We start from the raw sequence: 20,842 nt of genomic DNA, 5'->3' as shown, positions 1-20,842 counted from the left end.
AACCGAGGCGCCCGAACGGATCCCTATGCGAGGCATCAAGATCGGGAGCGCCTTCGGCATCCCGATCAGACTCAACTGGACGTTCCTGCTGGTCCTGCCCTTCTTCGCCTTCCTGATCGGCCAGGACATCTCGATGATCGCGTCGACGATCGGCGGCGCGCTCCCGGTGGCGATCGACGCCGAGGCCCTCTCGGGCGGATCGCTGCCTTGGGTCCTCGGGCTCGCATCGGCGCTGGGACTGTTCGTCGGCGTCCTGCTCCACGAGTTCGGCCACTCCCTGGTGGCGATGCGGTACGGCTACGAGATCGACTCGATCACGCTGTGGCTGCTCGGCGGGCTCGCCAGCTTCACCGAGTTCCCCGAGGATTGGCGCCACGAGTTCTGGATCGCGATCGCCGGCCCGGTCGTCTCGATCATGGTCGGGGTCGGTTGTTACGCCCTCCTCCTGCTCACGAGCGGCATCCCGTCGGGCTCGCTCGGATTCCCGGGCGGGATCGACGCCGTCCGGTTCGTCTTCGGCTACCTCGCGGTGTTGAACGTCGTCCTCGCCGTGTTCAATATGCTGCCGGCGTTTCCGATGGACGGCGGCCGGGTGCTCCGGGCGCTGCTCGCGCGCAACGCGCCGCACGCGGAGGCGACCCAGCGTGCCGCCGCGATCGGGAAGACCTTCGCGTTCGTCCTCGCGATCGTGGGGCTGTTCTCCAACTGGTTCCTCATCTTCCTCGCGCTGTTCATCTACATCGCGGCCTCCGGCGAGGCACAGCAGACGACCCTCAACGCCGCCTTCGAGGGCGTCACGGTCGCCGACGTGATGACCCCGGCGCCCGAGCTCGACGTCGTCACCGAGGAGACGACCGTCGCCGAACTGATCGACCGGATGTTCCGCGAGCGCCACACCGGCTTCCCGGTGATGGACGGGGAGACGCTCGTCGGAATGGTGACGCTGGAGGACGCCCGCGGGGTCGACGAGGTCGAACGCGACGCCTACCGGGTCGAGGACGTGATGGAACGCGACCTCGTGACCGTCTCGCCGGACACCGAGGCGATGGACGCGCTCCAGACGATGCAGCGCAACGACGTCGGCCGGCTCCCGGTCGTCGACGCGGACGGGAACCTGGTCGGACTCGTCTCACGGACCGATCTGATGACGGCGTTCAACGTCATTCGAAACAGCGGTCGGCCGACGGCGATCACCGGCCGCGCACTGGCCGGCGACCGCGGCGTCCCCTCGATCAACCGCTGACCGAACGATCTCCGGCCGACCTCCGGATGGCGACCGGCCGATATCCGGTTGACGACTGGACGATCCCCTTTCCCCCGATCGATGCTGAAAGCGGTCGGAAGCCGACCCGCTACTCGTCGGTCTCGGTCTCCTCGGCGCCCGGCGCGTCCCGCTTGACGCTCTCGACCGCGTTCACCGCGGCGGACCGCGAGGTGTATCCTTCGCCGGAGTCGGCGAGCACGTTCCCGTTCCGGTGACGGAGCCGCCAGCGCCACTCGCCGGCGTTGTCCTCGTAGACCTCGAAGGCGGCGTCCTCGAGGTCGAGAACGTCCGCGTCCGGAACGTATTTTTGGACCCGTTCGACCGCGTCCGTCACGTTGCGTTTCGACGCGTATCCCTGCCCGGAATCCGCGATGATGTTGCCGTTGTCGTGGCGGAGCCGCCAGCGCCACTCGCCGGCGTTGTCCTCGTAGACCTCGAAGGTTGCGCCCATGGTTCGAGTACTACTGTTCGGGCAGCGACATAACTGTACCGCCGACCGGGACACGACGGGATGCGACGCGCCCGGCGGGGAGGAACGCCTTCGAGGAACGTCGCCGGCGTCCTACTCGTCGTCGAGGGTTTCAAGCGGCGCGTCCGTTGCGTTCGATCGGACGCTCTCGATCCCCTGGCGAGCCTTCGACCGCGAGGAGTATCCCTGTCCCGAGTCCGCGAGGATCTCGCCGTTCTCGTGGATCAGCCGCCACCGGTATTCCCCGGCAGCATCCCGATAGAGCTCGAACGCCGTCGGGTCGATCCGGAGGTAGTCCGCGCTCGCGACGTGCGAGCGGACGCCGTTCATCGCCCGAACCGCGTTGGGTCGGGAGGCGTATCCCTCCCCCGAGTCGCCGAGCACGTTGCCGTTGTCGTGGCGGAGCCGCCAGCGCCACTCCCCGGCGGTATCCTCGAAGAGCTCGAAGCGACTCTGGCTCGCGACCGATTCCGAGGGAACGGCCAGGTCCGGATCGTCGGCGTCGTCCGGCACCGAGACGTCGGCGGCGGTCCCATCGCCCGCCGCGGCCGTGTCCTCCTCGTCGGATACGTCGTCCCCGTCGGTTGCATCGTCCCCGTCGTCCGCCGCCTCGCCGTCCGCCGCCGACGCGGCCGGTTCGATCCGCAACACGCCCGCTCCGAGGGCGTTCCGCATCACGCTGTGCATTCCCTGTTGGCACTTCTGCCGGGAGCTGTACCCCTGCCCGGAGTCGGCGATGACGTTACCGTTTCGGTGTCGGAGCCGCCACCGGTACTCGTCGGCCGCGTCCTCGTACAGCTCGAACCGTGCCCGGCTGCTTCGGACCGACTCCAACTCGCCCTCGGTCGCCGCCAGCTCCTCCTCCAGCTCGCGAACGCGGGTCTCCGTCTCCTCGAGCTCCGCCGTCGTCCCCGCGGCCGTCTCCTGCAGTTGCTCGTGTTCCTCGTACACCGGGTCGGTGACGATCGGGACGATCGCTCCCGCGAGGGCGATGAGCAATATTCCGAGCGCGTAGAGAGCCATCACGCCCGTATGCCCGGCGCCCGGCGTCCAGCTTCCCGGATACACCACCACGAACCAGGCGATCGCGACGACGCAGATCCCCGTTCCGATGGTCGCCAGCGTGGTCGCTCGCTTTCGAAGCGGGAACCGAACGATCGACCCGAGCATCACCACCGGGGCTCCGATCCCGCTGAGCACGACGCCGAACTGACGGTACGCGTAGTTCACCGCTCCCGGGCCCGAACCGCCGGCGTTGCCGGCCGTATACAGGATCACGCCGAGGAACGTGAGGACGACCCCGAGCGCGAACAGCCAGTAGCCGCGCACTTCGTCGTCAGTCCGTGGCGTTCCGATACGGTCCGCGTACACGTCCGTGAGCCGATCAGATCTTCGTTCATCCGACATATGATGTCTATCGCCGTGTGGATACTTACCAGTATGGGTCAGCTTAGTGGTCCGGTCTCGGCGTACGGCGAGCATCCGAGAGACGTGTCGCTACGTTCCTCGATCCGGGAATCAGCCGGTCAACGCGGCCGCCTCACGGAGCCGAGTCTCGCGGATCCCGCCGTATTCAGCCCGCCGATGGCATCCCGGACACAGCGTCACGACGTTCCCGAGGTAATGGGCGTCGGCGATCGTGTGGCGGTCCGACTCCGCGAACAGCCGGACCGGGAGAAGGTGGTGGACGTCGGGGTTCCGACCCAGCTCCGACCGCGTCGTGCCGCAGTTCACGCAGGCATACCCGTCGCGCTCGAGCGCCTGCCGGCGAACGGCCGCCCATCCCGGCCCGTAGTTCCGGTCGCTTCCACCCCTCCAGTTCGGGTGTCCCTCCCCCGCGAACGACTCCGAGAGCCAGGCTGACCGACACTCGATCGAACAGAAGTGCACCTTGTCGCCGAGTTCGCTCGGATGACGTTCGAACTTCTCGTCGCACTCGTGACAGGTAATGGTTCGTTTGCCGCCCTTCCAGCGAGGATTCCGTTCCCCGTCCACGTTCGGGCGTGTTCGCCACCTTCGCTCTTTCACACAGTCCGGACAGAACTTTCCCGGCTTCTCGGAGGGATAGTACGTGAACGTCGCTTCACATAACTCACAGATCGTTTCGGTTTTCGCGCCGCGGTAGTTCCCGTTGTTCGTGCCCCCATACGGATCGGCAGCATCGAGACAGTCATCGGAACAGTATTTCTTTTCGTGGGAGCTGTGGAAGTCGGATCCACAGTGCGTACACGTTCTGTTCGGTAGTTTTTCGCCGTGAACCTGAGAATGATGAACGCCGAGGCCGCGTTTCGTTTCGAACGATCGATCGCACGTCGGACACCGGTGAGCCATATCGCGATTACGGTCGCGATCCGATATCAATCTCCACCGTACGGTGAAAGTATATGATCGGTATCGATCCCAAGGACTCACTCGAGATAGAAAATATAAATTAATTTATGAGTCCGGGTGCGAGAATCGAACCCGCCTCTCAGCCTCCACAAGGCTGAAGGATAACCACTACCCCAACCCGGACACGCAGCCGTATCTATCGCGGTGTGACGGATATACGTTACGACTTTTTCCGTTCCGTGTGACGATTCAGCATACGGCGGCGGCATCCTTCCTCCGTCGATCCGGTGGACGGTGCGACACCACGTCCCTTTTACTCGCCCGACGTCTATTCCGAGCCAACTGTGGCGATCACGGACAAGATCTACGTGAAGAACCACCGCCAGCTGGCCTCCCAGCTGGAGGCGAGCCTGCCGAAGGGAGCCTTCGCCGGCGCGACGCTCGATCTCCTGTTCACCGGCGACGGGATCGCGAACCTCGATTCGGCGACCCGCGATCGGGTCCTCGACTTCGCCGAGGACTTCCTGGATTGCGACTGCGACCAGAACCCTTACTGCGGCTGTCCGGAGCGGAAGTTCACCCGCTATCTCCTCGAGCTGCGGGCGGAGGGACTCGGACCGAACGCGATCGTCGACGTGATGACCGACGATTATATGGTCTACGCGTACACCGGCGACGTGCGGTCGTTCCTCGACGATTCCATCCGGACGATGGAAGCCGTCGAGACGCTGGCGGACGTCGACGGGCATCCGGAGATGGCGGATCGTGCCCGGCAGGCGAAACGCGACCTCTCCGGGTAGGTCGTCCGCTGGTTTCCGGACCCCATCCGAGGCCGATCGTTACCGTTTGAACTCGATCGCGGCTCCCTGTCCGAACCCGACACAGAGCGTCGCGAGCCCGCGGTCGACGTCGCGGACGTTCATCTCGTGGACCAACGTCACCGGGAGCCGGGCGCCCGAGGCGCCGAGCGGATGTCCGATCGCGATCGCGCCGCCGTTCACGTTGAATCGGTCATCGGGAATCCCGAGCTCCCGTTTCGAGTGGACGCACTGCGAGGCGAACGCCTCGTTGAGCTCCACCAGGTCGTAGTCCTCGATCGCCGTCCCAGCTCGCTCGAGGAGGCCGCGAGTCGCCGGCACGGGCCCGATCCCCATCACGGTCGGGTCGACGCCGGCGACGGCGTTCGTGCCGACCTCGGCGAGCACGTCGAGTCCGTGGTCCGCGGCAAAGGCTCGGCTCGTGACGAGCGTCGCCGCCGCGCCGTCGGATATCTGGGAGGCGTTCCCGGCCGTGACGGTACCGTCCCCGGTGAATGCGGGCGGCAGCTCGGCGAGCGCCTCCAGGGAGGTGTCCGGGCGGATCCCCTCGTCGGTCTCGACGATCCCGTCGGGCGTCTCGACGGGAACGATCTCCCGGTCGAACCGACCGGACTCGGCGGCCTCGGCCGCCCGTCGATGGCTCCGCACCGCGTATTCGTCCTGTGTTCGACGGCTCACGTCGTACCGCTCGGCAACCGTCTCGGCGGTCATCCCCATCTGCAGCCGGAAGACGTCGTACCGTTCGGACAGCTCCGGATGGAGGTCCTCGTAGGTGCTCGTGTCCATCGGCACCCGGGACATGTTCTCCACGCCGCCGGCGATGATGCACTCGCGGTTGCCGGCCGCGATCGCGTCCGCGGCCGAGATGATCGCCTGCATCGAGGAGGCGCACCACCGGTTGATCGTCGTCGCCGGCACGCCCTCGCCGAGCTCCGACAGCAGCGCGATGACCCGCGCGACGTTGTTGTCCTGTTCGCCGCGCTGCTGGGCGACCCCCCACATCAGGTCGTCGACGTGGTCGGCGGTGAGGCCGGTCGTCTCGAGGATCCGGTCGATCAACGTGACCGACAGGTCCTCGCTGCGCACCTCGCTGAGGACGCCGCCGTCCTTCCCCTGCGGCGTCCGCCGGGCGACCGCGATCACCGGAGTGGTATCCCGCGACATACCGATCGGTCGGACCGGCGCCGGCTTAAATACGGGGACTGCACGCCGCTATGGTCCTCCGATCCGGACCGTCGGCGGCTCCGAGCGCGTCGTTCGACCCGGGTGCTTCGACGCGCTTAAACGCCGCCCGTCCCAACCCTTGGGGGATGAGTGACCCGGCCCTCGACGTGGTCGAATTCGTGTTGACGACACACCTCTATACGGACCGCCGCGACCTCGACGAGAACGATCTTCCGCCGCGATTTCGACAGGTGTTCTGGACCGACGCGCCGGGCGAGGACGGCCCCGGCGGCGTCGAACGACCGCTCAAGGCCACCGACGAGACGGTCCGAACCGCGACCGGCGTCGAGCACCCCTGGGAGGCCGTCTCCGACCTCCTGTTCACGCAGCGAACCGACTTCTCCGGCGAGATCTCGCTCACCCAGCCCGAGATGGCCCTCGAGTGGGTTCACGAGCGGGCCGACGACGACCGGATCGCGACCAACCCGACGCTCGCGGCCGCCCTCGAGGACCACGCGGACCTCGAGACGACCGTCACCCACGAGGCGGCGCGGGACAACAACCGTCCGATCCACGCCGACCGCGTCTGGATCGACGCCCTCCTCGAGGAGTACTTCGACGAGGAGGAGGACGCCGAGATGCTCGATCTCGTCAACGTCCGCGCGCCGGAGGAGATCGAGACGACGCTCGACGACCTGGTGCTCACCGGCGACCAGGAGGACGAGATCCAGAAGCTCGTCAAGGCGATCGAGCACCGCGAGTACCTCGCGAGCATCGGCCTCCGTGAGATCGGCAAACTCCTGTTCGTCGGTCCCCCCGGAACGGGGAAAACGACCGTCTCGAGAGCGCTCGCACACGAACTCGGCCTGCCGTTCGTCGAGGTGAAGCTCTCGATGATCACGAGCCAGTACCTCGGCGAGACGGCCAAGAACGTCGAGAAGACCTTCGAGGTCGCCAAGCGGCTCTCCCCGTGTATCCTCTTCATCGACGAGTTCGACTCGGTCGCGAAGACGCGCCGGTCGGACGAACACGCCGCGCTCAAGCGCGCCGTCAACACCCTGCTCAAGTCGATCGACGACATCTCGCTGGTCCGCGACGAGGTGTTGCTCATCGGCGCGACCAACCACCCGGACCAGCTGGACGCGGCCGCGTGGCGACGGTTCGACGAGATCGTCAACTTCCCCAAACCGGACCGCCAGATGCGGGCGGACATCCTCCGGATCGTCACCCAGGAGATGGACATCGCCGACTTCGACCCCGACGCGATCGCCGAGTTGACCTCGGGACTGACCGGGTCGGACCTCCGGATGGTCCTCCGTGAGGCCGTCCTCCGCGCGCTGACCGAGGAGCGAATGACCCTCACCCAGGCGGACGTGGTCGCCGCCGTCGAGGACTTCGAGGAGCGGGACAACCTGAAGAACATGGACATGATCGAGGGCGAGGGCGCGGAGATCGTCGGCGACGGCGGTTCCGGGTCACACGGTCACGACCACGACCACGGCGACTCCAGCCACGACGAATAGTTCTCTCCGGCCGTTCAGAATCCGCCCCGTTCCTCGCTCGACGTTCCCAACGCGCTCACTCTGACCTCGTGAGTCCGCGATCGGGCCTCCGCAGTGATCTCGATCGCCACCGTCTCCGCGATCCGGTCGCGGACCGCGTCCCGCCAGTCGGCGACCGCGGCGGCGTGTCGCTCCCGATGCGTCTCGACGTCGTAGGCGCCACGGTCGCGGAGCCGGTCCTCGGTCTCATCCGGATCGGGATACGGCGGCGGATCGACGACGAGGGACCGGGGATCGACGTGTACCGCTCCGGCCGAGAATGCCCCCGAATCCCGGTCGTTCGTCGCCGGACCGGACGCGGTGGCCGCCGCATCGTGCAGCCGCGCACGCATTCGTCCCGAGAAGGGCGGCGTCACCCGGAGCACCGTCCGTCGGCCGCCCCGTTCCCGTGCCTCGAGCGCGGTCACGACGTCGTCGGCGTGGACGACGATGACGCGGATCCGCGTCGGATCAGCATCCTGATCCGTGGGATCGGTAGCCATACGTTGTGGCACGCCGTGGCGACTGAAAATTCCGCGGATGCGCTCCTCGCCGGCGACGTCCAAACGGCGGCTTCGGGTGACGGTCACCGGACGGCGGCTCCGGGTGACGGTCACCGGACGGCGGCTTCGGGCGTAGCTTCGGACGACGATCTTCGGCGATGAATCACCAAGGCGGCGTTTGCTCACCCGCATACACGGCGACCTCGAGCCAGTTCTCCTCGGGCGGGAGGGGACACGAGAACGTCTCCGTGTACGCACAGAACGGGTTGTATGCCAGGTTGAAGTCGATCGTGACCTCGTCGCCGTCGGCGAGATCCTCGTCCGGTTCGAGCTCGATGTAGCGGCCGTTGTGGTACGTCTCCTGGCCGGTCGTCTTGTCGCGGAACGGGACGAACAGGGCGGCGTCCGGCTCGCCCTCCTGCCGGTACGCCGCGAGCGTCAGGTCCGTCCCGTGCAGCTCGAACGAGAAGGTCACGACCCGAAGATACCGGACGTTCGGGCCGGCGGTCGTCTCGAGCTCGACCGGCTCCGGGTCGTCGTGGACCGTTACGGTCGCCGGGACGCGATAGTCCGGATCCGGATCGAAATACGCCAGCCCGTCGAAGGAATCGCGACGTTCCGGCGGGATCGGCGACTGCGGGTGGTCGCCGAAGAACTCGTCCTTCTCCGCACGGCTCTCCTGCACCCGGCGCACGTAGTCATCGGTCATACCTTCGGATCGAACCTCGAGCCGTATGAGCGACCGGATCCGTGGCTGGAGAACGACCGGATCCGTGGCTGGAGAACGATCGGTCCCGCGGGCGGACCTTTTACCTTCCGGGCCGACCGAGGGGAGGATATGCAGGCCCGTGATCTGATGATCACCGACGTGCGGACGGTGTCGCCGGACGACGACGTGGCGGACGTGCTCAAGCGGTTCGCACGCGTCTCCTTCTCGGGATTCCCGGTCGTCGACGACGACCGGTATCTCCTCGGGATAGTCTCCGAGTCGGATCTCGTCGACCTCTTCGAGCCCGAGGACGAGACCCTCTGGATCCCGATCGGCTTCCCGCCGTTCGTCGACACGCTCACCTACCAGATCGACGTTCCGTGGGGCGACATCGACACGGGCCTCGACTTCGTCCGCGAGTCCGGCCGCCCGATCTCCGAGGTGATGACCACCGACGTCGTCACGGTTGAACCCGACGCCGACGCCGACGTCGTCCTCGACCTGCTCGCCGGCGACCCGGACGTGAACCGCGTCCCGGTCGTCGACGCGGAGGGGCGGCTCGTCGGGCTCATCGCCAGACAGGACGTCATCCGGGCCGTCCGCGATCGCGGGTTGGACTGACCGGCGGATCGACGCGCCTCGCCCGGATCGGTCCGTCATCCGGCTCCGGCACGCCGCCGGACGTCGACCGCCGTCGGGCTTCGAAACGCTCAGGACGTCCCCCCTCCCACTGCCGACGTGAGCAGCTACCGAAACCTCCTCCTGTTCCTCCTCCTCGCGGCCCTCTGGGGGTCGGCGTTCATGGCGATCAACGCCGGGCTCGAGTACTTCCCGCCCGTCCTGTTCGCGGCGTTCCGGTACGACATCGCCGCGGTCGTGATGCTCGGGTACGCCGCCCTCGTCGTCGACGACCCGATCCCGCGAACCCGCGGCGAGTGGACCCTCGTCGCGATCGGCGGCGTCCTCCTCATCGCGGCCTATCACGTCTTCCTGTTCGTCGGCGAATCCGATCCGCACGTGACGAGCGCGGTCGCCGCCGTCCTCGTCAGCCTGTCGCCGGTGTTGACGACCGTCTTCGCCCGCGGGCTTCTTCCGAGCGAGCGGCTGACCGCCCTCGGAACCGTGGGGCTCCTCGTCGGTCTCGTCGGCGTCGTCATTCTCACGCGGCCGGATCCCGGAAACCTCCTCGGCGACGGAACCATCCCGAAGCTGCTCGTGTTCCTTGCCGCCGCGGCCTTCGCGCTCGGCACCGTCCTCACCCGCACCGTCGATGCCGAGTTGCCGATCGAGACGATGGAGGCGTGGTCGATGGCCATCGGCGCGGCGATCATGCACCTCGTCTCCGCCGGTCTCGGCGAATCGATGGACGAGGTCGTCTGGTCCCTTGAGGCGGTCCTCGCACTGGGCTATCTGTCGATCGGCGCCAGCGCGGTCGGGTTCCTCGTCTTCTTCGACCTCCTCGACCGGCTCGGTCCGATCGAGATCAATCTCGTCTCGTACGTCGCACCCGTCTTCGCGGCGCTTTCGGGATGGGTGTTCCTCTCGGAGACGATCACGCCGACGACCGTCGTCGGGTTCCTCTTCATCTTCGCCGGGTTCCTCCTCGTGAAACGCGAGGCCATCCGGGCCGAGGTCGCCCGCTACCGCTCGACCCGGTGAGTCGTTCGGGTCGGCGAGTCCCGGCCGATGCACCGACGGAATCGACGCGTTTTCGGAGTCGTGCGGCCGTCGCGACTCGTCCTGTGACCGACCCTTCCTATGGGTGGTACTTTCTCACATAGGTTTTTGACGCCGGTTGCCGTACGCCGACGTATGAGAATACTCGTCGTCGGATTCGGACGGGTCGGTGCACGAACCGCGCGGGTGCTCGATGCCGAGGGCCACGAGGTGACGGTCGTCGACGACGACCACGGAAAGGTACTCAGAGCTCGGGAGCGCGGGTTCACGACGATCGAGGGCGACGGGGGCGACCGCTCCGTGCTCGAGACGGGCGGGATCGACGAGGTCGCGGCCGTCGGCGGGCTCACCGGCACGGTCGAGACGAACCACCGGATCTGTCGGATCGGCTCCGAGTACGGCTGCCGGACCGTGATGCGTCTCAGCGAGGACGTCGACCCCGAGGTGTACGACCGATACGAGGCGGACGCCGACGAGGTCATCTACCCCGAACGGTTCGGCGCCGCCGGCGCGAAGACGGCGATCCTCGGCGGCGACTTCAACGCGCTCGGGGATCTGACCGAGGGGTTACAGCTGATCGTGGTGCGGATCGACGCGGACGCACCGGTGGTCGGCGACCACGTCAACGAGATCGACCTCGGCGACCACGGACGCATCTACGCGCACGGTCGTGACGGCGACCCGCTGACGATCCCGCTTCCAGGCACCGCGGTCGAGACGGGTGACCGGCTGGCGATCCTCGCGGTCACCGGCGCGATCGAGGACGTCGAGTCGACGCTCCTCGGCTGAGACGCCGGTCGGAACGAGTGCGACCGTTCCGAACGAGCGTGTGACGGAGGGGCGCGCGGGGTGAGGATGGGGGAACTGCGGATGGTACGCGCCCGGTGGATCCGGTCGCCGCGACGACCATAAATCCACGTCAGACGCGCGGCGGCCACCTGACGATCGCGGTCGCTGCTCGGAACCTTCCGTGCCCGTGGAGTCGCCGAATCCACGCAGTCCGTAAACGGGATGGTCGCCCGCACCCTTCGACGGAGCGTGCACTGGGGTGACCTCTTCGATCGGCACTCCGCGGAACAGACGGTCGCGGACGTCCGCACCGTGCTCGAGCGCCGACGCTCGATGGGGTCGGAGGAGGAAACGCGGCCGGAGGAGGAAACGCGGCCGGAGGAGGAAACGCGGCCGAAGACGGGAACGGGGGACGCCCCCGATCACGGCGACGCGTCGACTGCCGACGGCGATGATGGCCCAGACATCGACCGGATCGTCGCCGACGCGGACGTGTTGGCGGCCGATCTCCTGGTCGGCGGAGCGGCGCGTGCGGCGCTGGATACGGTCCGGCGCCATTCGTGGCTCACGCTCGTCGCGACCCCGGAGCTCCTCGCGGACGCACGAGCGGTCATCGCCGACCTCGCCGATCCGGCCCTCGCGTCCGCGTGGCACGCGCTCGCGGCGGACCGGATCGTGCTCGTCGAGCAACCGCCGGGGGATCACCCCGCGCTCGCCGCGGCCTATCACGGCGGCGCGATGCACGTGCTCTCGTTCGATCCGGCACTCACGAGCGCCGCGGCCGGAGTGGCGATTCGCGATCGGGTTCCGATCAGCGTTCGGGAGCCGCAAGCGTTCGTCGCCGTGTTCGACCCGGAACGGGTTTATCCGACGGTCGTAGGGGGGGAGTATCCGGGCCCCGACCGCGATCCGCGCGAGTAGCCGAATGACGCCGCAGTCGTGAGGGTTGACCCGTCCAGCGGCTCCCGTTCACGGATTCGTCGTCGTGGACCCGACCGCGATCCGACTCCTCGTTTCCACGGCGGTCGACATCAGTGGCGAACAGGCGACACGCACTCGTTGCGGGTGGATCGCACCCTTCCTCGACGCTGCGTGTCGCGCAACCGCGTGGACGCCGAGGCCGGCAAGGCGGGCACGCGGTCGGGTGGCGCCCGATCCCACATATACCTCCGCCGCCGGACCGGCGGCGGTCGACTGCCGGCGGGAACCGCCGGGCGAACCGCTACCGCTGGGCGAACCACTCGGCGAACTTCGCGAGCGCGCGGCCGCGGTGGGAGACCGCGTTCTTCCGTTCGGTGTCCATCTCCGCGAACGTCGTGCCGTCGTGTTCGAAGATCGGGTCGTAGCCGAACCCGCCGTCGCCGCGCGGGGAGACGATCGTCCCCGGGACGTATCCCTCGAAGAGCTTGACGGGCAGCGCGGCCCGGTCGGCGTCGTCGTCGGGGCCGGCCGCGGCCGCGACGACGCGGTCCTCGCGGTCGATCGGGTCCGGCGTCGCGGCGAACCCCTCGCCGTCACAGTAGGCAAGCACGCACCGGAAGGCCGCGCGCCGGTCCTCGAGTTCGGACGCGACCTCCCAGACCCCCTCGACGCCGAGGGTGTTCTCGACGTACGAGGAGTACGGGCCGGGAAATCCGCCGAGCCCCTCGATGAACAGTCCGGCGTCGTCCACCACGACAGGCTCACCGGCGTGTCGGTGCGCCTCGCGGGCGCCGTGGGCGGCGATCGGGCCCAGGTCGTCGCTCTGGATCTCGGTGTAATCGTACGCCAGCCGGTCGATCGACTCGTCGGGGAGGTACGACTCCGCCTCCCGGATCTTCCCCGGATTGGTCGTCACGTAGGTGAGCATATCGGAGGCTCGCCGAGCGAACACGAATAGTCGTCGGTCGCCGACGACGGTGGCGCGGGCTCCTTTATCAGGGAGACCGGGCTCCTCCGCGAGGGGAACCGGGCTACTCCGCGAGGAGGTCCTCGTAGCGCGCACCCGTCTGCTTCAGCGTCTCCGTCGAGTAGAGCCGCTCGTGGGGGACCGGCAGGTGGTCGGCGGCGAGCTCGTCGATCTTGGCGTCCACCGCGTCGGCCTCCCGGCCGTGGATCATGGTGAACAGGTTGTACGGCCAGTCGTGTTCGGGGCGACGCGGCCGGTGGTAACACAGCGTCACGTACGGGAGGCTGCCCACGCGCTCGCCGTACGCGTCGAGGTCGTCGTCCGGCACGTCCCAGACGACCATGCAGTTGTTCCGGAAGCCGGTGACGACGTGGTTGACGACGCAGCCGATCCGCTTGATGCAGCCGTCGGCCAGCAGTCGCTCGATCGCGTCCCTGACGTCCGCCGGGGACGCGTCGATCCCGGCGGCGACGTCCCGGTAGGGCGTCGCCGAGAGCGGGAGGCCGTCCTGGATGGCTATCAGGAGGTCGGCCTCCAGCGGCGACAGGTCGCCGCGCGCGTCCTCGGCGATCCGGGTCGCCGAGGCGTCCGTCCCCGCCACGGATTCGCGGGCGAACCGGTCCCGGTTGACGACCGGAAACTCGAGGTCGATGTAGTAGTCGGTCAGCATCGGGAGCGCGAGCACCGAGCACCCGGTTTCCGACTCGATCTCGGAGAGGATCTCGTCGCGCCGCTCCCGGGAGCCGGCGGTGACGACGAACCACATATTCCACTCGTGGTCGCGGCGGTAGTTGTGGTTCACCTGCCGATAACCGTTCACCGTCGCGGCGATTTCATCGAACCGGTCCTCCGGCGCCCGTACCGCGGCCAGCGTCGAGGAACCGATGACGGGCGGATTTAACACGGCGCCGAACCGGCGAAAGACGCCCGCCTCCCGGAGGCTACGAACGCGCTCGAGGACCGCCTCCCCGTCGACGTCGTGACCCGTCTCCGCGGCGATCGCGTCCGCGACGGTCTCGAACGGGCGGTCGACGACCGGAAAGCCGCTCTGGTACCCGTCGATCAGCGCGGCGTCGACGGCGTCGAGGTCCGCACGCCAGTCGGCGTCGAGGCTCATTATCCCCGGTAGGGTCGCCGCGTATCTACGGCTTTCGGAGCGGGCGCGTTTCGTTGTCGAGGCGGGTCTTGCTCCGTCCGACGTGATCCGGGCCCGATTCCGGGCCCCGACGCGGGGAACGTCCGGACGACGCCGGGGTCATCGGCGACGCGCCGGCGGCGAACGGGACGCTTTTGCGCCCGGCGCCCGAAGTCGGCGTATGGCGAACGCGACCCTCGAGTTCGGCGAGTGGCCCCTCGAACGGCTGATGACCGAGGTTTGCGGGTCAGGTCCGAAATCCGCCGCGGACCTGACGCGCGAGCAGGCGACGGAGGCGTTCGAGCGCATCCTGGCGGACGAGCCGGATCCGACGACGCTGGGCGCGTTCTGGCTCGCCAACCGCTGGAAGAAGAACGTCCCCGAGGAGCTGGCGGCCTTCACCGACGTGATGTGCGAGCGCGTCGACTACGCCGAGCCGGACGCGGACCCGGTCGACTGCGGCGCCAACTACGACGGGAAGGGCGACACGGCGATCCTCGGCGCCGCGGCGGGGATCGTCGCCGCCGCCGCCGGCACCCCGGTCGTCGCCCACTCCGGCGACCGCGTGCCGACCCAAAAACAGGACGCCTACAAACACGTCCTCGACGAGCTCGGCGTCGCGACCGAGCTCACCCCCCGCGACTCCGCGGCGATGGTCGACGAGACCGGGTTCGGCTTCTACTACCAGCCGGCGTTTAACCCCGCGATCGACGCCCTCCACGACCGGCGCGATCGGATGGGCGTTCGCACCTTCGTCAACACGATCGAGACGCTCGCGAACCCCGCGGGCGCGGACGTCCACCTGGGGTCCTTCTACCACCTCGCGTTCGCGAAGAAGATCTGCGACACGTTCGCGGCGAGCCGGTTCCACGACCTGGATCGGGTGATCATGTTCCAGGGGATGGAGGGATACGACGACATCCGCCCCGGCTACACGAAGGTGGCCGATTGGCGGGCAGCCGGCGCTTCGGACGGGGCCGGCGATGCCGATGCTGCCGGCGATACCGACGCCGTCGACGAGGACGCTGACGCTGCCGGGGACGCCGCCGATGACGGTGACGACGTCACGACGTTCACCGATTACGAGATCGAGACCGCGGAGTACGGAATGGACTTCGAGACGGACGACCTGGCGGTCGACGACGTCGCGGCCGACTCCGCCGCGATCACCGAGGCGGTCCTCGCGGGCGATCGGACGGACCGCTTCGCGGACGCGATCGCGCTCAACGCGGCGTTCCGGATCTACGCCCGCGACGACGTCGACACGCTCGCGGACGGGCTGACGGCGGCACGCGAGGCGATCGACGACGGTTCCGCAGCGGCGGTTCTCGAGGAGCTGCAGGCGTTCTGATCCCGGGTTCCCTCGACGATTTCGCCGGCGATCTCCCCCTCACGCCCGGTCCGGTTCGACCGATTCGCCCCGGTCAGGGTCGGACCGAGGTCGCGGGGTTTATCGCTCGCAGACTCCAAGCGTCGACGATGACCGAGGCGTATCGCGGGGCGCTCGGCGCGTTCCCGTACGCGGTTCGCGCCAGCGACTCGTGGTTCTTCCGCGTCTACTGGCTCGTGGGGTCGCTCGCGGCGCTGTTCGTCGCCCTCGTCGTCGCGATGGGGCTGGTCGTCGAGCTGGCCCGGACCACCGAACTGGTCCGCGGCGGGCTCGTCTCGTTCTCGCGGTCGCTGTTCGTGCTCGTCGGATTCCTCGCGGTCGGCCCGCTCGTGGCCCCGGTCCTGCTGGTCGCGCGGCGCCACCGTCTCGGAAGCGACGTCCACCCGCGGTACGACCAGGCGCTTGCGGCCTGCGGGTACGCGTTCCTCGCGTCGCTGTACCTCGCGCTCGTGATCTCCGCGCCGCCCGAGTTCCAGTCTCCGACCGACTCGGCGCTGCTGGAGCTGTTGTACGCCGCCCACCCGCTGCTCGGGATCCTCCCGCCGCTCGTGGCCGCCGCGGCGATGGGCCTCGTCCACCGACGGCTCGGCGCGTGAACGGTTCTCCCTCCCGTGTCGCTCGCTTTCGTCCGGATCGCGGGGCGTGGCTCGAAACCCCGAAAAGGGTCGACCGCCTACCCGGGCGTATGACCGACGACGAGACCCCCGCGCCATCCTCCGGCGGGAGCGGGGCTGATGGTGACGACGTCTCCGTGGACGGCAATGACGCCCCCGCGGACGGCAATGACGCCCCCGCGGACGGCAAAACCGGAACCTTCCTCGTCACTCACGCCGACGCGGACTCGGCGGTGTTCCGGGACGTCCACGACGGCCAGGTGCATACCGTGAGCTCGAACCCCGGCGTCGAGGCCGAGGACGTGATCGAGGCCACGATCGCGCCCGATCCGCCGCTCGAGGTGGCGTATCAGGTCGTCGCGGTCGAACGGCGGTGGACCGTTCCCATCGAGGATAGCGGGGAGCCGCCGACGACCCAGGAGCGATCGATCGCCGACGACCAGCCGGTCGGCGAGCTCACGCGGGAGCCGCGCGCGGGCGTCGGGGAGCTGCACGTGCTCACGGTGCCCGAGGGGACCACCGAGGAGGCGGTCGCCGACGTCCTCGAGGACCGCGAGGGAACGCTCGCCCGCGCCGCCAGGTTGGGCGTGAACCGCGTCGAGGTCCGCTCGGCGCCCGGCGTGGTGAGCGTTCGATACCTTCCCTGAGCGCCGTCCGCCGCCGGGATCGGATCCTTCATCATCGTTCACGCGGAAGGAACACGTTCAAGTCGTCCGCCCGCCTGTACACTGATATGTCCGAGGTCCAGGCCGTTCGGCTTTCCTACGAGGACGGCGCGCGAGCGGTCGAACTGGCGCGCGAATCGGTCGAATCGTTCGTACGACACGGCCAGCGCGAACAGCCGGGCAGCATGCGTGACGCCTTCTACAACCGGACCGGCGCGTTCGTCCGCCTCCAGTCGACGCGCGGCCGGGGCCGGCTCCGCGGCTGTGCGGGGACCTACAGCGAGGGCGACCAGCTCGGCCACGCCATCGTCGACGCGGCGATCACCGCCGCCTCCGACGACTCCTGCGGCACCGAGGTCGGCCCCAAGGAACTCGACTCGCTGCAGATCTCGGTGTGTATCGTCTCGCGAACGACGCTCACGGACGACCCGATCGCCGACCTCGAACTCGGCGTCCACGGCGTGGCGATCGACGCCGGGGGGAACCACGGTTGGATGTATCCGATGTTGCCCGTCGAGAACGACTGGTCGAAGGCGGAGTTCCTCTCGCGCGCCTGTCGAAAGGCACAGCTGCCGCCGACCGCCTGGCAGGAGGAGGACACGATGGTGACGCTTATCGAGGGCCAGGTCTTCCGCGAGCGCGAGGACGGCGGCGCGGTCGAGGCGTTCTCGGCCGAGTGAGTCGCGGCTCACCCCGGTCGACGACTACTCTTTGGACCCGTACCCGACCCGCTCGGCGTCCGCGAGCGCTCGCTCGGCGGCCGCGTCGACGTCGAACGTCCGTTCCGCGACGATCTCCCCGTCCCTGATCAGCGGCGCCAACAGCGGCTCCCCGTCCGCGGGGCCCTCGCGGTCGGCCAGCCCGACGTGGTGGCCGCCCTCGGGCGTCCGGTAGACCTGCTTGCGCCCGGAGAGTTTGCCGCGCTTCGCGGCCGGTTCGCCGTCGACGCTCACGATGTCGAGCGCGAAGTCGACCGGATCGGCGTTCGAGACGTAGCCGCCGACGCCGAAGCCGTCCGCCACGTCGCGCAGCGACCGCAGGTCCGCGGGGCCGAGCCCGCCCGAGACGTACACGTCGACGTCCTCGTGGCCGCGCGCGTCGAGCTCCCACCGCACCTCGCGGACGATGTGTCGGAAGTCGCCGCGCCGTGATCCGGTCGTGTCGAGGCGGACGCCGTCGAGGTCGTCGCCGAGCTCCCGGGCGGCCCGGATGACCTCGTCCTTCTCGTCGGAGTACGTGTCACAGAGCGCGATCCGCGGCACGTCGGCGTCGACCTCGTCGGCGAAGGCGCGCCAGGCCGCCTCCTGGTTCCCGTTCCCGAAACAGATCACCAGCGCGTGCGGCATCGTCCCCGAGGCCTCGCGCCCGATCACGTCCCCGGCCGCGACGTGGGAGAACCCGTCGAACCCGGCCACGAGCGCCGACCGTTCGACCGTGGCGGTCATCGCGGGATGGACGTGGCGCGCGCCGAAGGACAGCACCGTCGAGTCCGGCGCCGCGGTCCGGCAGTCGAGCGCCGCGGTCGCGATCCCGGAGGCGTGTGAGAGGAACCCCAGCAGCGACGTCTCGAAGCGCGCGAACGCGAGGTACGGCCCCTCGATCCGCATCACTGGGCCGCCGTCGAACAGCCGTCCCTCGGGGATCGCGTCGACGTCGACGTCGAGCCCGGCGAGGAGCTCGGCCGCGTTCTCGAGGCCCGCGAACAGCTCGAAGTCCCCGTCCGGGAACTGGTCGGCGGTCACCTCCGCGACCACGGTGGGGTTCCGGTCGGACGCCTCGAGCACCCGTTCGGTCCGGTCGAAATACGCGTCCGTCGCCCGGCCCGCCCGGATCGCGTCGGCCCCGACGATGTCGAACTCGCTCATACCGGCCCTTCGCCCGCGGCCGGAAAAAGCCACTCGGCTCGCTGCTCACCCGCAGCTCATCCGCGGCGGCGTCTCGCGAGCAGCGCCGTAGCCGTGAGTGCGGCGAGCGCAGCGAGCGCGGCCGCGATCCCGAACCCCGGCGTTTCCTCCGCCGTCGGATCGGTTTCCTCCTCGGACGTTGCGGGCTCGGCCGTCGGCGTTCCGTCGTCCGGGATCGTCGGCGACAGCGGTGTGACGGTCGCGCCTCCATCGATCGGCTGTACCGGATCGATCGCGGGACGGAGATCGAAGACGGCATCGGAGTCCGGCGCGTGGACGATCGTCACCCGGGTCCCGTTCCGCTCGATCGCGTAGGCGCCGCTGAAGCCGCCGTCGGCGACGTACCGCGTGCCGTCCTCGCGGTGGACGGCGTCGTGTGCCGCGAGCACCTGCCGGTAGGTCGCGTGGAACTGCGCGGCGTCGAGCGCCGTCCGCCACTCGGTCACCCAGACGTAGCCGTTTCGATCGGTCGCTCCCTCGTCGTTCCGATAGGGGAACAGCCGGTCGCCGGCCCAGCCGGCCGTCGAGGGATGGTCGTAGTTGTAGACGGACTCGGGATGGGACGTGTCCGTCAACGTCGCCCGCCAGTCGAACGTGTCGGCGCCGTACTGCCGGTTCTGGTACCAGAACATCGTGAACATCGACGCCTCGCCGGCCGTGTCCGACCCGTTCACGCCCTGGTCGGGGTAGGTCGTCCAGCCGTTCCGGGCGGTGTCGGTGAACGTGATGTTCGCGGGGCGACGCGGCTCGCGGTGGATCGTCTCGGCGGTCGCGTTGGGCGGGTGCTCCATTCGCTCGTCGACGCCGCTCCATCCTTCCTCCTCGACGATCTCGGCGACGTAGGCGGGACCGTCGGAGTACGGCTGGAACACCGTCAGATACACGCCCCAGTTCGCGGGGCCGCTGCTGCTCCCACCACCGCCGTCGTTCGGAGCCGGCAGACACTCCCACTCGCCGGTCTCACACCGCTCGCGGTATCGGTTCTCGACGTAGGCCGCCTCCCCCTCGACGATCCCGTCGATGGCGAGGTCGGAGTCCTGCGTTGCCCCGACGTACCGCGGTCGCGAGAGGTTGTGGTACTGGTCCTGCATCGCGTGGGTCAGCTCGTGGACCAGCGTGGCCTCGCTGATCCGGAGCGTCTCGCCCTCGGGCACCACGATCACGATCCGGTCCTGGGCGGGGGAGTAGAACCCGGCGACCGACCCCGAGAGCGTCCCCTGGATCGCCTCCTCGGAGGAGCCGTCCTCGCCGACGATGAACAGCGCCTTCCAGACCTGGTCGTTCCACCGGTTGAACTCGCTTCGGTTCCCGGTCGCGGAGCCGTTTCCGGACGCCGAGTCGTTTCCGGACGCCGAGTCGTTTCCGGAGATCATCGTCGTGTACTCCTCGCGCGTCATCGTCTCGACGGGGACCGTCCGGTTGAAGCTCCGGTTGCGGACGTACTCGACCCGTGCCATCCCGCGGTGAACGAGCCGCGTCAGCTCCTCGTCGCTCAGGCCGTCACTCGGGTCGACGTCGAGCTCGGAGTCGTGACAGACCCCCTCCCAGTAGCCGATCGCGTCGTTCGATGTCGCGTTACACGTTTCCGCCGTTTGGGCGGGGTCCACCGGTCGGATCTGCGTGGTGGTGTTGGCCGGCCGGACTTGCGTGGTGGCGTTGGCCGGCCGGACTTGCGTGGGCGGATCGGCAGCGATGGCCGGCGTGGTTGCGCTCCGGTCAACTCCGGACCCCGGTCCGTCGATGTCGGCCGCTAGCCCGGAGGCCGTGACGGGCGTGGCGGCCGCCGCGGCCGGTCCGACGATCGCGGCGACCAACAACGCGGCGGCGAGGAGGCCGAGAACCCGTCGCATACCGGGGTATGAACGTAGGGGCGTAAGTACCTTACCCGACGGCAGCCGGATCGGTGAGGTCCTGGAGGACCGGATCGGTCTCACCGGACGGTTCATTTAAAAGGAATTCGCTCCGGGGGATCCGTTTTTGA

At 68.6% G+C, this 20,842-nt stretch carries 19 protein-coding genes, 1 tRNA gene and 1 pseudogene; 11 read left to right on the top strand and 10 right to left on the bottom strand.

Going from position 1 to position 20,842, the window contains the following annotated elements; translation table 11 throughout:
- Positions 1-25 precede the first annotated feature (25 nt).
- A complete protein-coding gene (locus tag BLV25_RS02475; protein ID WP_092730600.1) occupies positions 26-1,243 on the top strand; it encodes a CBS domain-containing protein in 1,218 nt (405 codons plus the stop codon).
- A 109-nt stretch (positions 1,244-1,352) separates the two neighbouring features.
- Here the strand turns inward: BLV25_RS02475 and BLV25_RS02470 are convergent.
- The 3 genes and pseudogenes from BLV25_RS02470 to BLV25_RS02460 form a co-directional block, all read right to left on the bottom strand.
- A pseudogene (locus tag BLV25_RS02470) lies at positions 1,353-3,140 on the bottom strand (HVO_2922 family protein).
- 111 nt (positions 3,141-3,251) lie between these two features.
- Positions 3,252-3,728 (bottom strand): HNH endonuclease, encoded by a 477-nt coding sequence (locus BLV25_RS17625; RefSeq protein ID WP_218128593.1) that lies wholly within the window; start codon positions 3,726-3,728, stop codon positions 3,252-3,254.
- A 447-nt stretch (positions 3,729-4,175) separates the two neighbouring features.
- Positions 4,176-4,247, bottom strand: a tRNA-His gene (locus tag BLV25_RS02460).
- Between the two features lie 161 nt (positions 4,248-4,408).
- On the opposite strand from BLV25_RS02460, the gene BLV25_RS02455 reads away from it, so the two are divergent.
- Positions 4,409-4,864, top strand: a complete 456-nt coding sequence (locus tag BLV25_RS02455) for a DUF5814 domain-containing protein (RefSeq protein WP_021072779.1) — start codon at positions 4,409-4,411, stop codon at positions 4,862-4,864.
- Positions 4,865-4,903: 39 nt separating this feature from the next.
- On the opposite strand, the gene BLV25_RS02450 is transcribed toward BLV25_RS02455, so the two are convergent.
- The gene (locus BLV25_RS02450; RefSeq protein WP_092730596.1) at positions 4,904-6,046 is read right to left on the bottom strand and encodes a thiolase family protein; all 1,143 of its coding nucleotides are present in this window, start codon (positions 6,044-6,046) and stop codon (positions 4,904-4,906) included.
- 146 nt (positions 6,047-6,192) lie between these two features.
- On the opposite strand from BLV25_RS02450, the gene BLV25_RS02445 reads away from it, so the two are divergent.
- A complete protein-coding gene (locus tag BLV25_RS02445; protein WP_021072781.1) occupies positions 6,193-7,569 on the top strand; it encodes an ATP-binding protein in 1,377 nt (458 codons plus the stop codon).
- Between the two features lie 14 nt (positions 7,570-7,583).
- Here BLV25_RS02445 and BLV25_RS02440 read toward each other — a convergent pair whose 3' ends face one another.
- Complete coding sequence (locus BLV25_RS02440) at positions 7,584-8,090, bottom strand: hypothetical protein (protein WP_021072782.1); 507 nt, start codon at positions 8,088-8,090, stop codon at positions 7,584-7,586.
- Positions 8,091-8,253: 163 nt separating this feature from the next.
- Positions 8,254-8,799, bottom strand: coding sequence for a DUF1684 domain-containing protein (locus tag BLV25_RS02435; RefSeq protein ID WP_092730594.1), 546 nt, complete (start codon positions 8,797-8,799; stop codon positions 8,254-8,256).
- 129 nt (positions 8,800-8,928) lie between these two features.
- Here BLV25_RS02435 and BLV25_RS02430 point away from each other — a divergent pair, with 129 nt between their 5' ends.
- From BLV25_RS02430 to BLV25_RS02415, 4 genes are all read left to right on the top strand, one after another.
- Positions 8,929-9,420 carry a CBS domain-containing protein gene (locus tag BLV25_RS02430; protein WP_092730591.1) on the top strand — a complete coding sequence of 164 codons (492 nt, stop codon included), beginning with the start codon at positions 8,929-8,931 and terminating at the stop codon, positions 9,418-9,420.
- Positions 9,421-9,537: 117 nt separating this feature from the next.
- Positions 9,538-10,458, top strand: a complete 921-nt coding sequence (locus tag BLV25_RS02425) for a DMT family transporter (protein WP_092730589.1) — start codon at positions 9,538-9,540, stop codon at positions 10,456-10,458.
- Between the two features lie 153 nt (positions 10,459-10,611).
- Positions 10,612-11,265 carry a potassium channel family protein gene (locus BLV25_RS02420; protein WP_092730587.1) on the top strand — a complete coding sequence of 218 codons (654 nt, stop codon included), beginning with the start codon at positions 10,612-10,614 and terminating at the stop codon, positions 11,263-11,265.
- Between the two features lie 249 nt (positions 11,266-11,514).
- Positions 11,515-12,186 carry a DUF7384 family protein gene (locus tag BLV25_RS02415; RefSeq protein WP_394327109.1) on the top strand — a complete coding sequence of 224 codons (672 nt, stop codon included), beginning with the start codon at positions 11,515-11,517 and terminating at the stop codon, positions 12,184-12,186.
- 301 nt (positions 12,187-12,487) lie between these two features.
- Here BLV25_RS02415 and BLV25_RS02410 read toward each other — a convergent pair whose 3' ends face one another.
- Both BLV25_RS02410 and ahbB read right to left on the bottom strand, forming a co-directional pair.
- Positions 12,488-13,114 carry a non-canonical purine NTP pyrophosphatase gene (locus tag BLV25_RS02410; RefSeq protein ID WP_021072788.1) on the bottom strand — a complete coding sequence of 209 codons (627 nt, stop codon included), beginning with the start codon at positions 13,112-13,114 and terminating at the stop codon, positions 12,488-12,490.
- 103 nt (positions 13,115-13,217) lie between these two features.
- Positions 13,218-14,270 carry a siroheme decarboxylase subunit beta gene (ahbB, locus tag BLV25_RS02405; RefSeq protein ID WP_021072789.1) on the bottom strand — a complete coding sequence of 351 codons (1,053 nt, stop codon included), beginning with the start codon at positions 14,268-14,270 and terminating at the stop codon, positions 13,218-13,220.
- Between the two features lie 199 nt (positions 14,271-14,469).
- Between ahbB and BLV25_RS02400 the strand changes: the two genes are divergently transcribed.
- The 4 genes from BLV25_RS02400 to BLV25_RS02385 all read left to right on the top strand — a co-directional run bounded on the left by BLV25_RS02400 (position 14,470) and on the right by BLV25_RS02385 (position 17,637).
- Positions 14,470-15,639: an anthranilate phosphoribosyltransferase gene (locus BLV25_RS02400; RefSeq protein ID WP_092730585.1), complete on the top strand. Its 1,170-nt coding sequence runs from the start codon at positions 14,470-14,472 to the stop codon at positions 15,637-15,639.
- A gap of 128 nt (positions 15,640-15,767) precedes the next feature.
- The gene (locus BLV25_RS02395) at positions 15,768-16,274 is read left to right on the top strand and encodes a hypothetical protein (protein WP_021072791.1); all 507 of its coding nucleotides are present in this window, start codon (positions 15,768-15,770) and stop codon (positions 16,272-16,274) included.
- Positions 16,275-16,363: 89 nt separating this feature from the next.
- Complete coding sequence (locus BLV25_RS02390; RefSeq protein ID WP_256335632.1) at positions 16,364-16,939, top strand: DUF5812 family protein; 576 nt, start codon at positions 16,364-16,366, stop codon at positions 16,937-16,939.
- 86 nt (positions 16,940-17,025) lie between these two features.
- Positions 17,026-17,637, top strand: coding sequence for a TIGR00296 family protein (locus BLV25_RS02385; protein WP_021072793.1), 612 nt, complete (start codon positions 17,026-17,028; stop codon positions 17,635-17,637).
- A 24-nt stretch (positions 17,638-17,661) separates the two neighbouring features.
- Here BLV25_RS02385 and BLV25_RS02380 read toward each other — a convergent pair whose 3' ends face one another.
- Both BLV25_RS02380 and BLV25_RS02375 read right to left on the bottom strand, forming a co-directional pair.
- Positions 17,662-18,822 (bottom strand): nicotinate phosphoribosyltransferase, encoded by a 1,161-nt coding sequence (locus tag BLV25_RS02380; RefSeq protein ID WP_021072794.1) that lies wholly within the window; start codon positions 18,820-18,822, stop codon positions 17,662-17,664.
- 56 nt (positions 18,823-18,878) lie between these two features.
- Complete coding sequence (locus BLV25_RS02375) at positions 18,879-20,711, bottom strand: Hvo_1808 family surface protein (protein WP_092730583.1); 1,833 nt, start codon at positions 20,709-20,711, stop codon at positions 18,879-18,881.
- Positions 20,712-20,842: the final 131 nt, after the last annotated feature.

Origin of the sequence: Halopenitus persicus (genome assembly GCF_900107205.1) — an archaeon.
GTDB lineage: Archaea > Halobacteriota > Halobacteria > Halobacteriales > Haloferacaceae > Halopenitus > Halopenitus persicus.
The sequence above is the reverse complement of the archived record's forward strand: the minus strand, read 5'-3'. Positions and strand labels throughout refer to the sequence as shown.

What these genes read in the sequence shown, in the direction of transcription:
- BLV25_RS02430 (WP_092730591.1), top strand. Translation starts at nt 8,929, where the DNA reads ATGCAGGCCCGTGATCTGATGATCACCGACGTGCGGACGGTGTCGCCG.
- BLV25_RS02475 (WP_092730600.1), top strand. Translation starts at nt 26, where the DNA reads ATGCGAGGCATCAAGATCGGGAGCGCCTTCGGCATCCCGATCAGACTC.
- BLV25_RS02410 (WP_021072788.1), bottom strand. Translation starts at nt 13,114, where the DNA reads ATGCTCACCTACGTGACGACCAATCCGGGGAAGATCCGGGAGGCGGAG.
- BLV25_RS02445 (WP_021072781.1), top strand. Translation starts at nt 6,193, where the DNA reads ATGAGTGACCCGGCCCTCGACGTGGTCGAATTCGTGTTGACGACACAC.
- ahbB (WP_021072789.1), bottom strand. Translation starts at nt 14,270, where the DNA reads ATGAGCCTCGACGCCGACTGGCGTGCGGACCTCGACGCCGTCGACGCC.
- BLV25_RS02450 (WP_092730596.1), bottom strand. Translation starts at nt 6,046, where the DNA reads ATGTCGCGGGATACCACTCCGGTGATCGCGGTCGCCCGGCGGACGCCG.
- BLV25_RS02435 (WP_092730594.1), bottom strand. Translation starts at nt 8,799, where the DNA reads ATGACCGATGACTACGTGCGCCGGGTGCAGGAGAGCCGTGCGGAGAAG.
- BLV25_RS02375 (WP_092730583.1), bottom strand. Translation starts at nt 20,711, where the DNA reads ATGCGACGGGTTCTCGGCCTCCTCGCCGCCGCGTTGTTGGTCGCCGCG.
- BLV25_RS02400 (WP_092730585.1), top strand. Translation starts at nt 14,470, where the DNA reads ATGGCGAACGCGACCCTCGAGTTCGGCGAGTGGCCCCTCGAACGGCTG.
- BLV25_RS02420 (WP_092730587.1), top strand. Translation starts at nt 10,612, where the DNA reads ATGAGAATACTCGTCGTCGGATTCGGACGGGTCGGTGCACGAACCGCG.
- BLV25_RS02385 (WP_021072793.1), top strand. Translation starts at nt 17,026, where the DNA reads ATGTCCGAGGTCCAGGCCGTTCGGCTTTCCTACGAGGACGGCGCGCGA.
- BLV25_RS02440 (WP_021072782.1), bottom strand. Translation starts at nt 8,090, where the DNA reads ATGGCTACCGATCCCACGGATCAGGATGCTGATCCGACGCGGATCCGC.
- BLV25_RS02390 (WP_256335632.1), top strand. Translation starts at nt 16,364, where the DNA reads ATGACCGACGACGAGACCCCCGCGCCATCCTCCGGCGGGAGCGGGGCT.
- BLV25_RS02380 (WP_021072794.1), bottom strand. Translation starts at nt 18,822, where the DNA reads ATGAGCGAGTTCGACATCGTCGGGGCCGACGCGATCCGGGCGGGCCGG.
- BLV25_RS02395 (WP_021072791.1), top strand. Translation starts at nt 15,768, where the DNA reads ATGACCGAGGCGTATCGCGGGGCGCTCGGCGCGTTCCCGTACGCGGTT.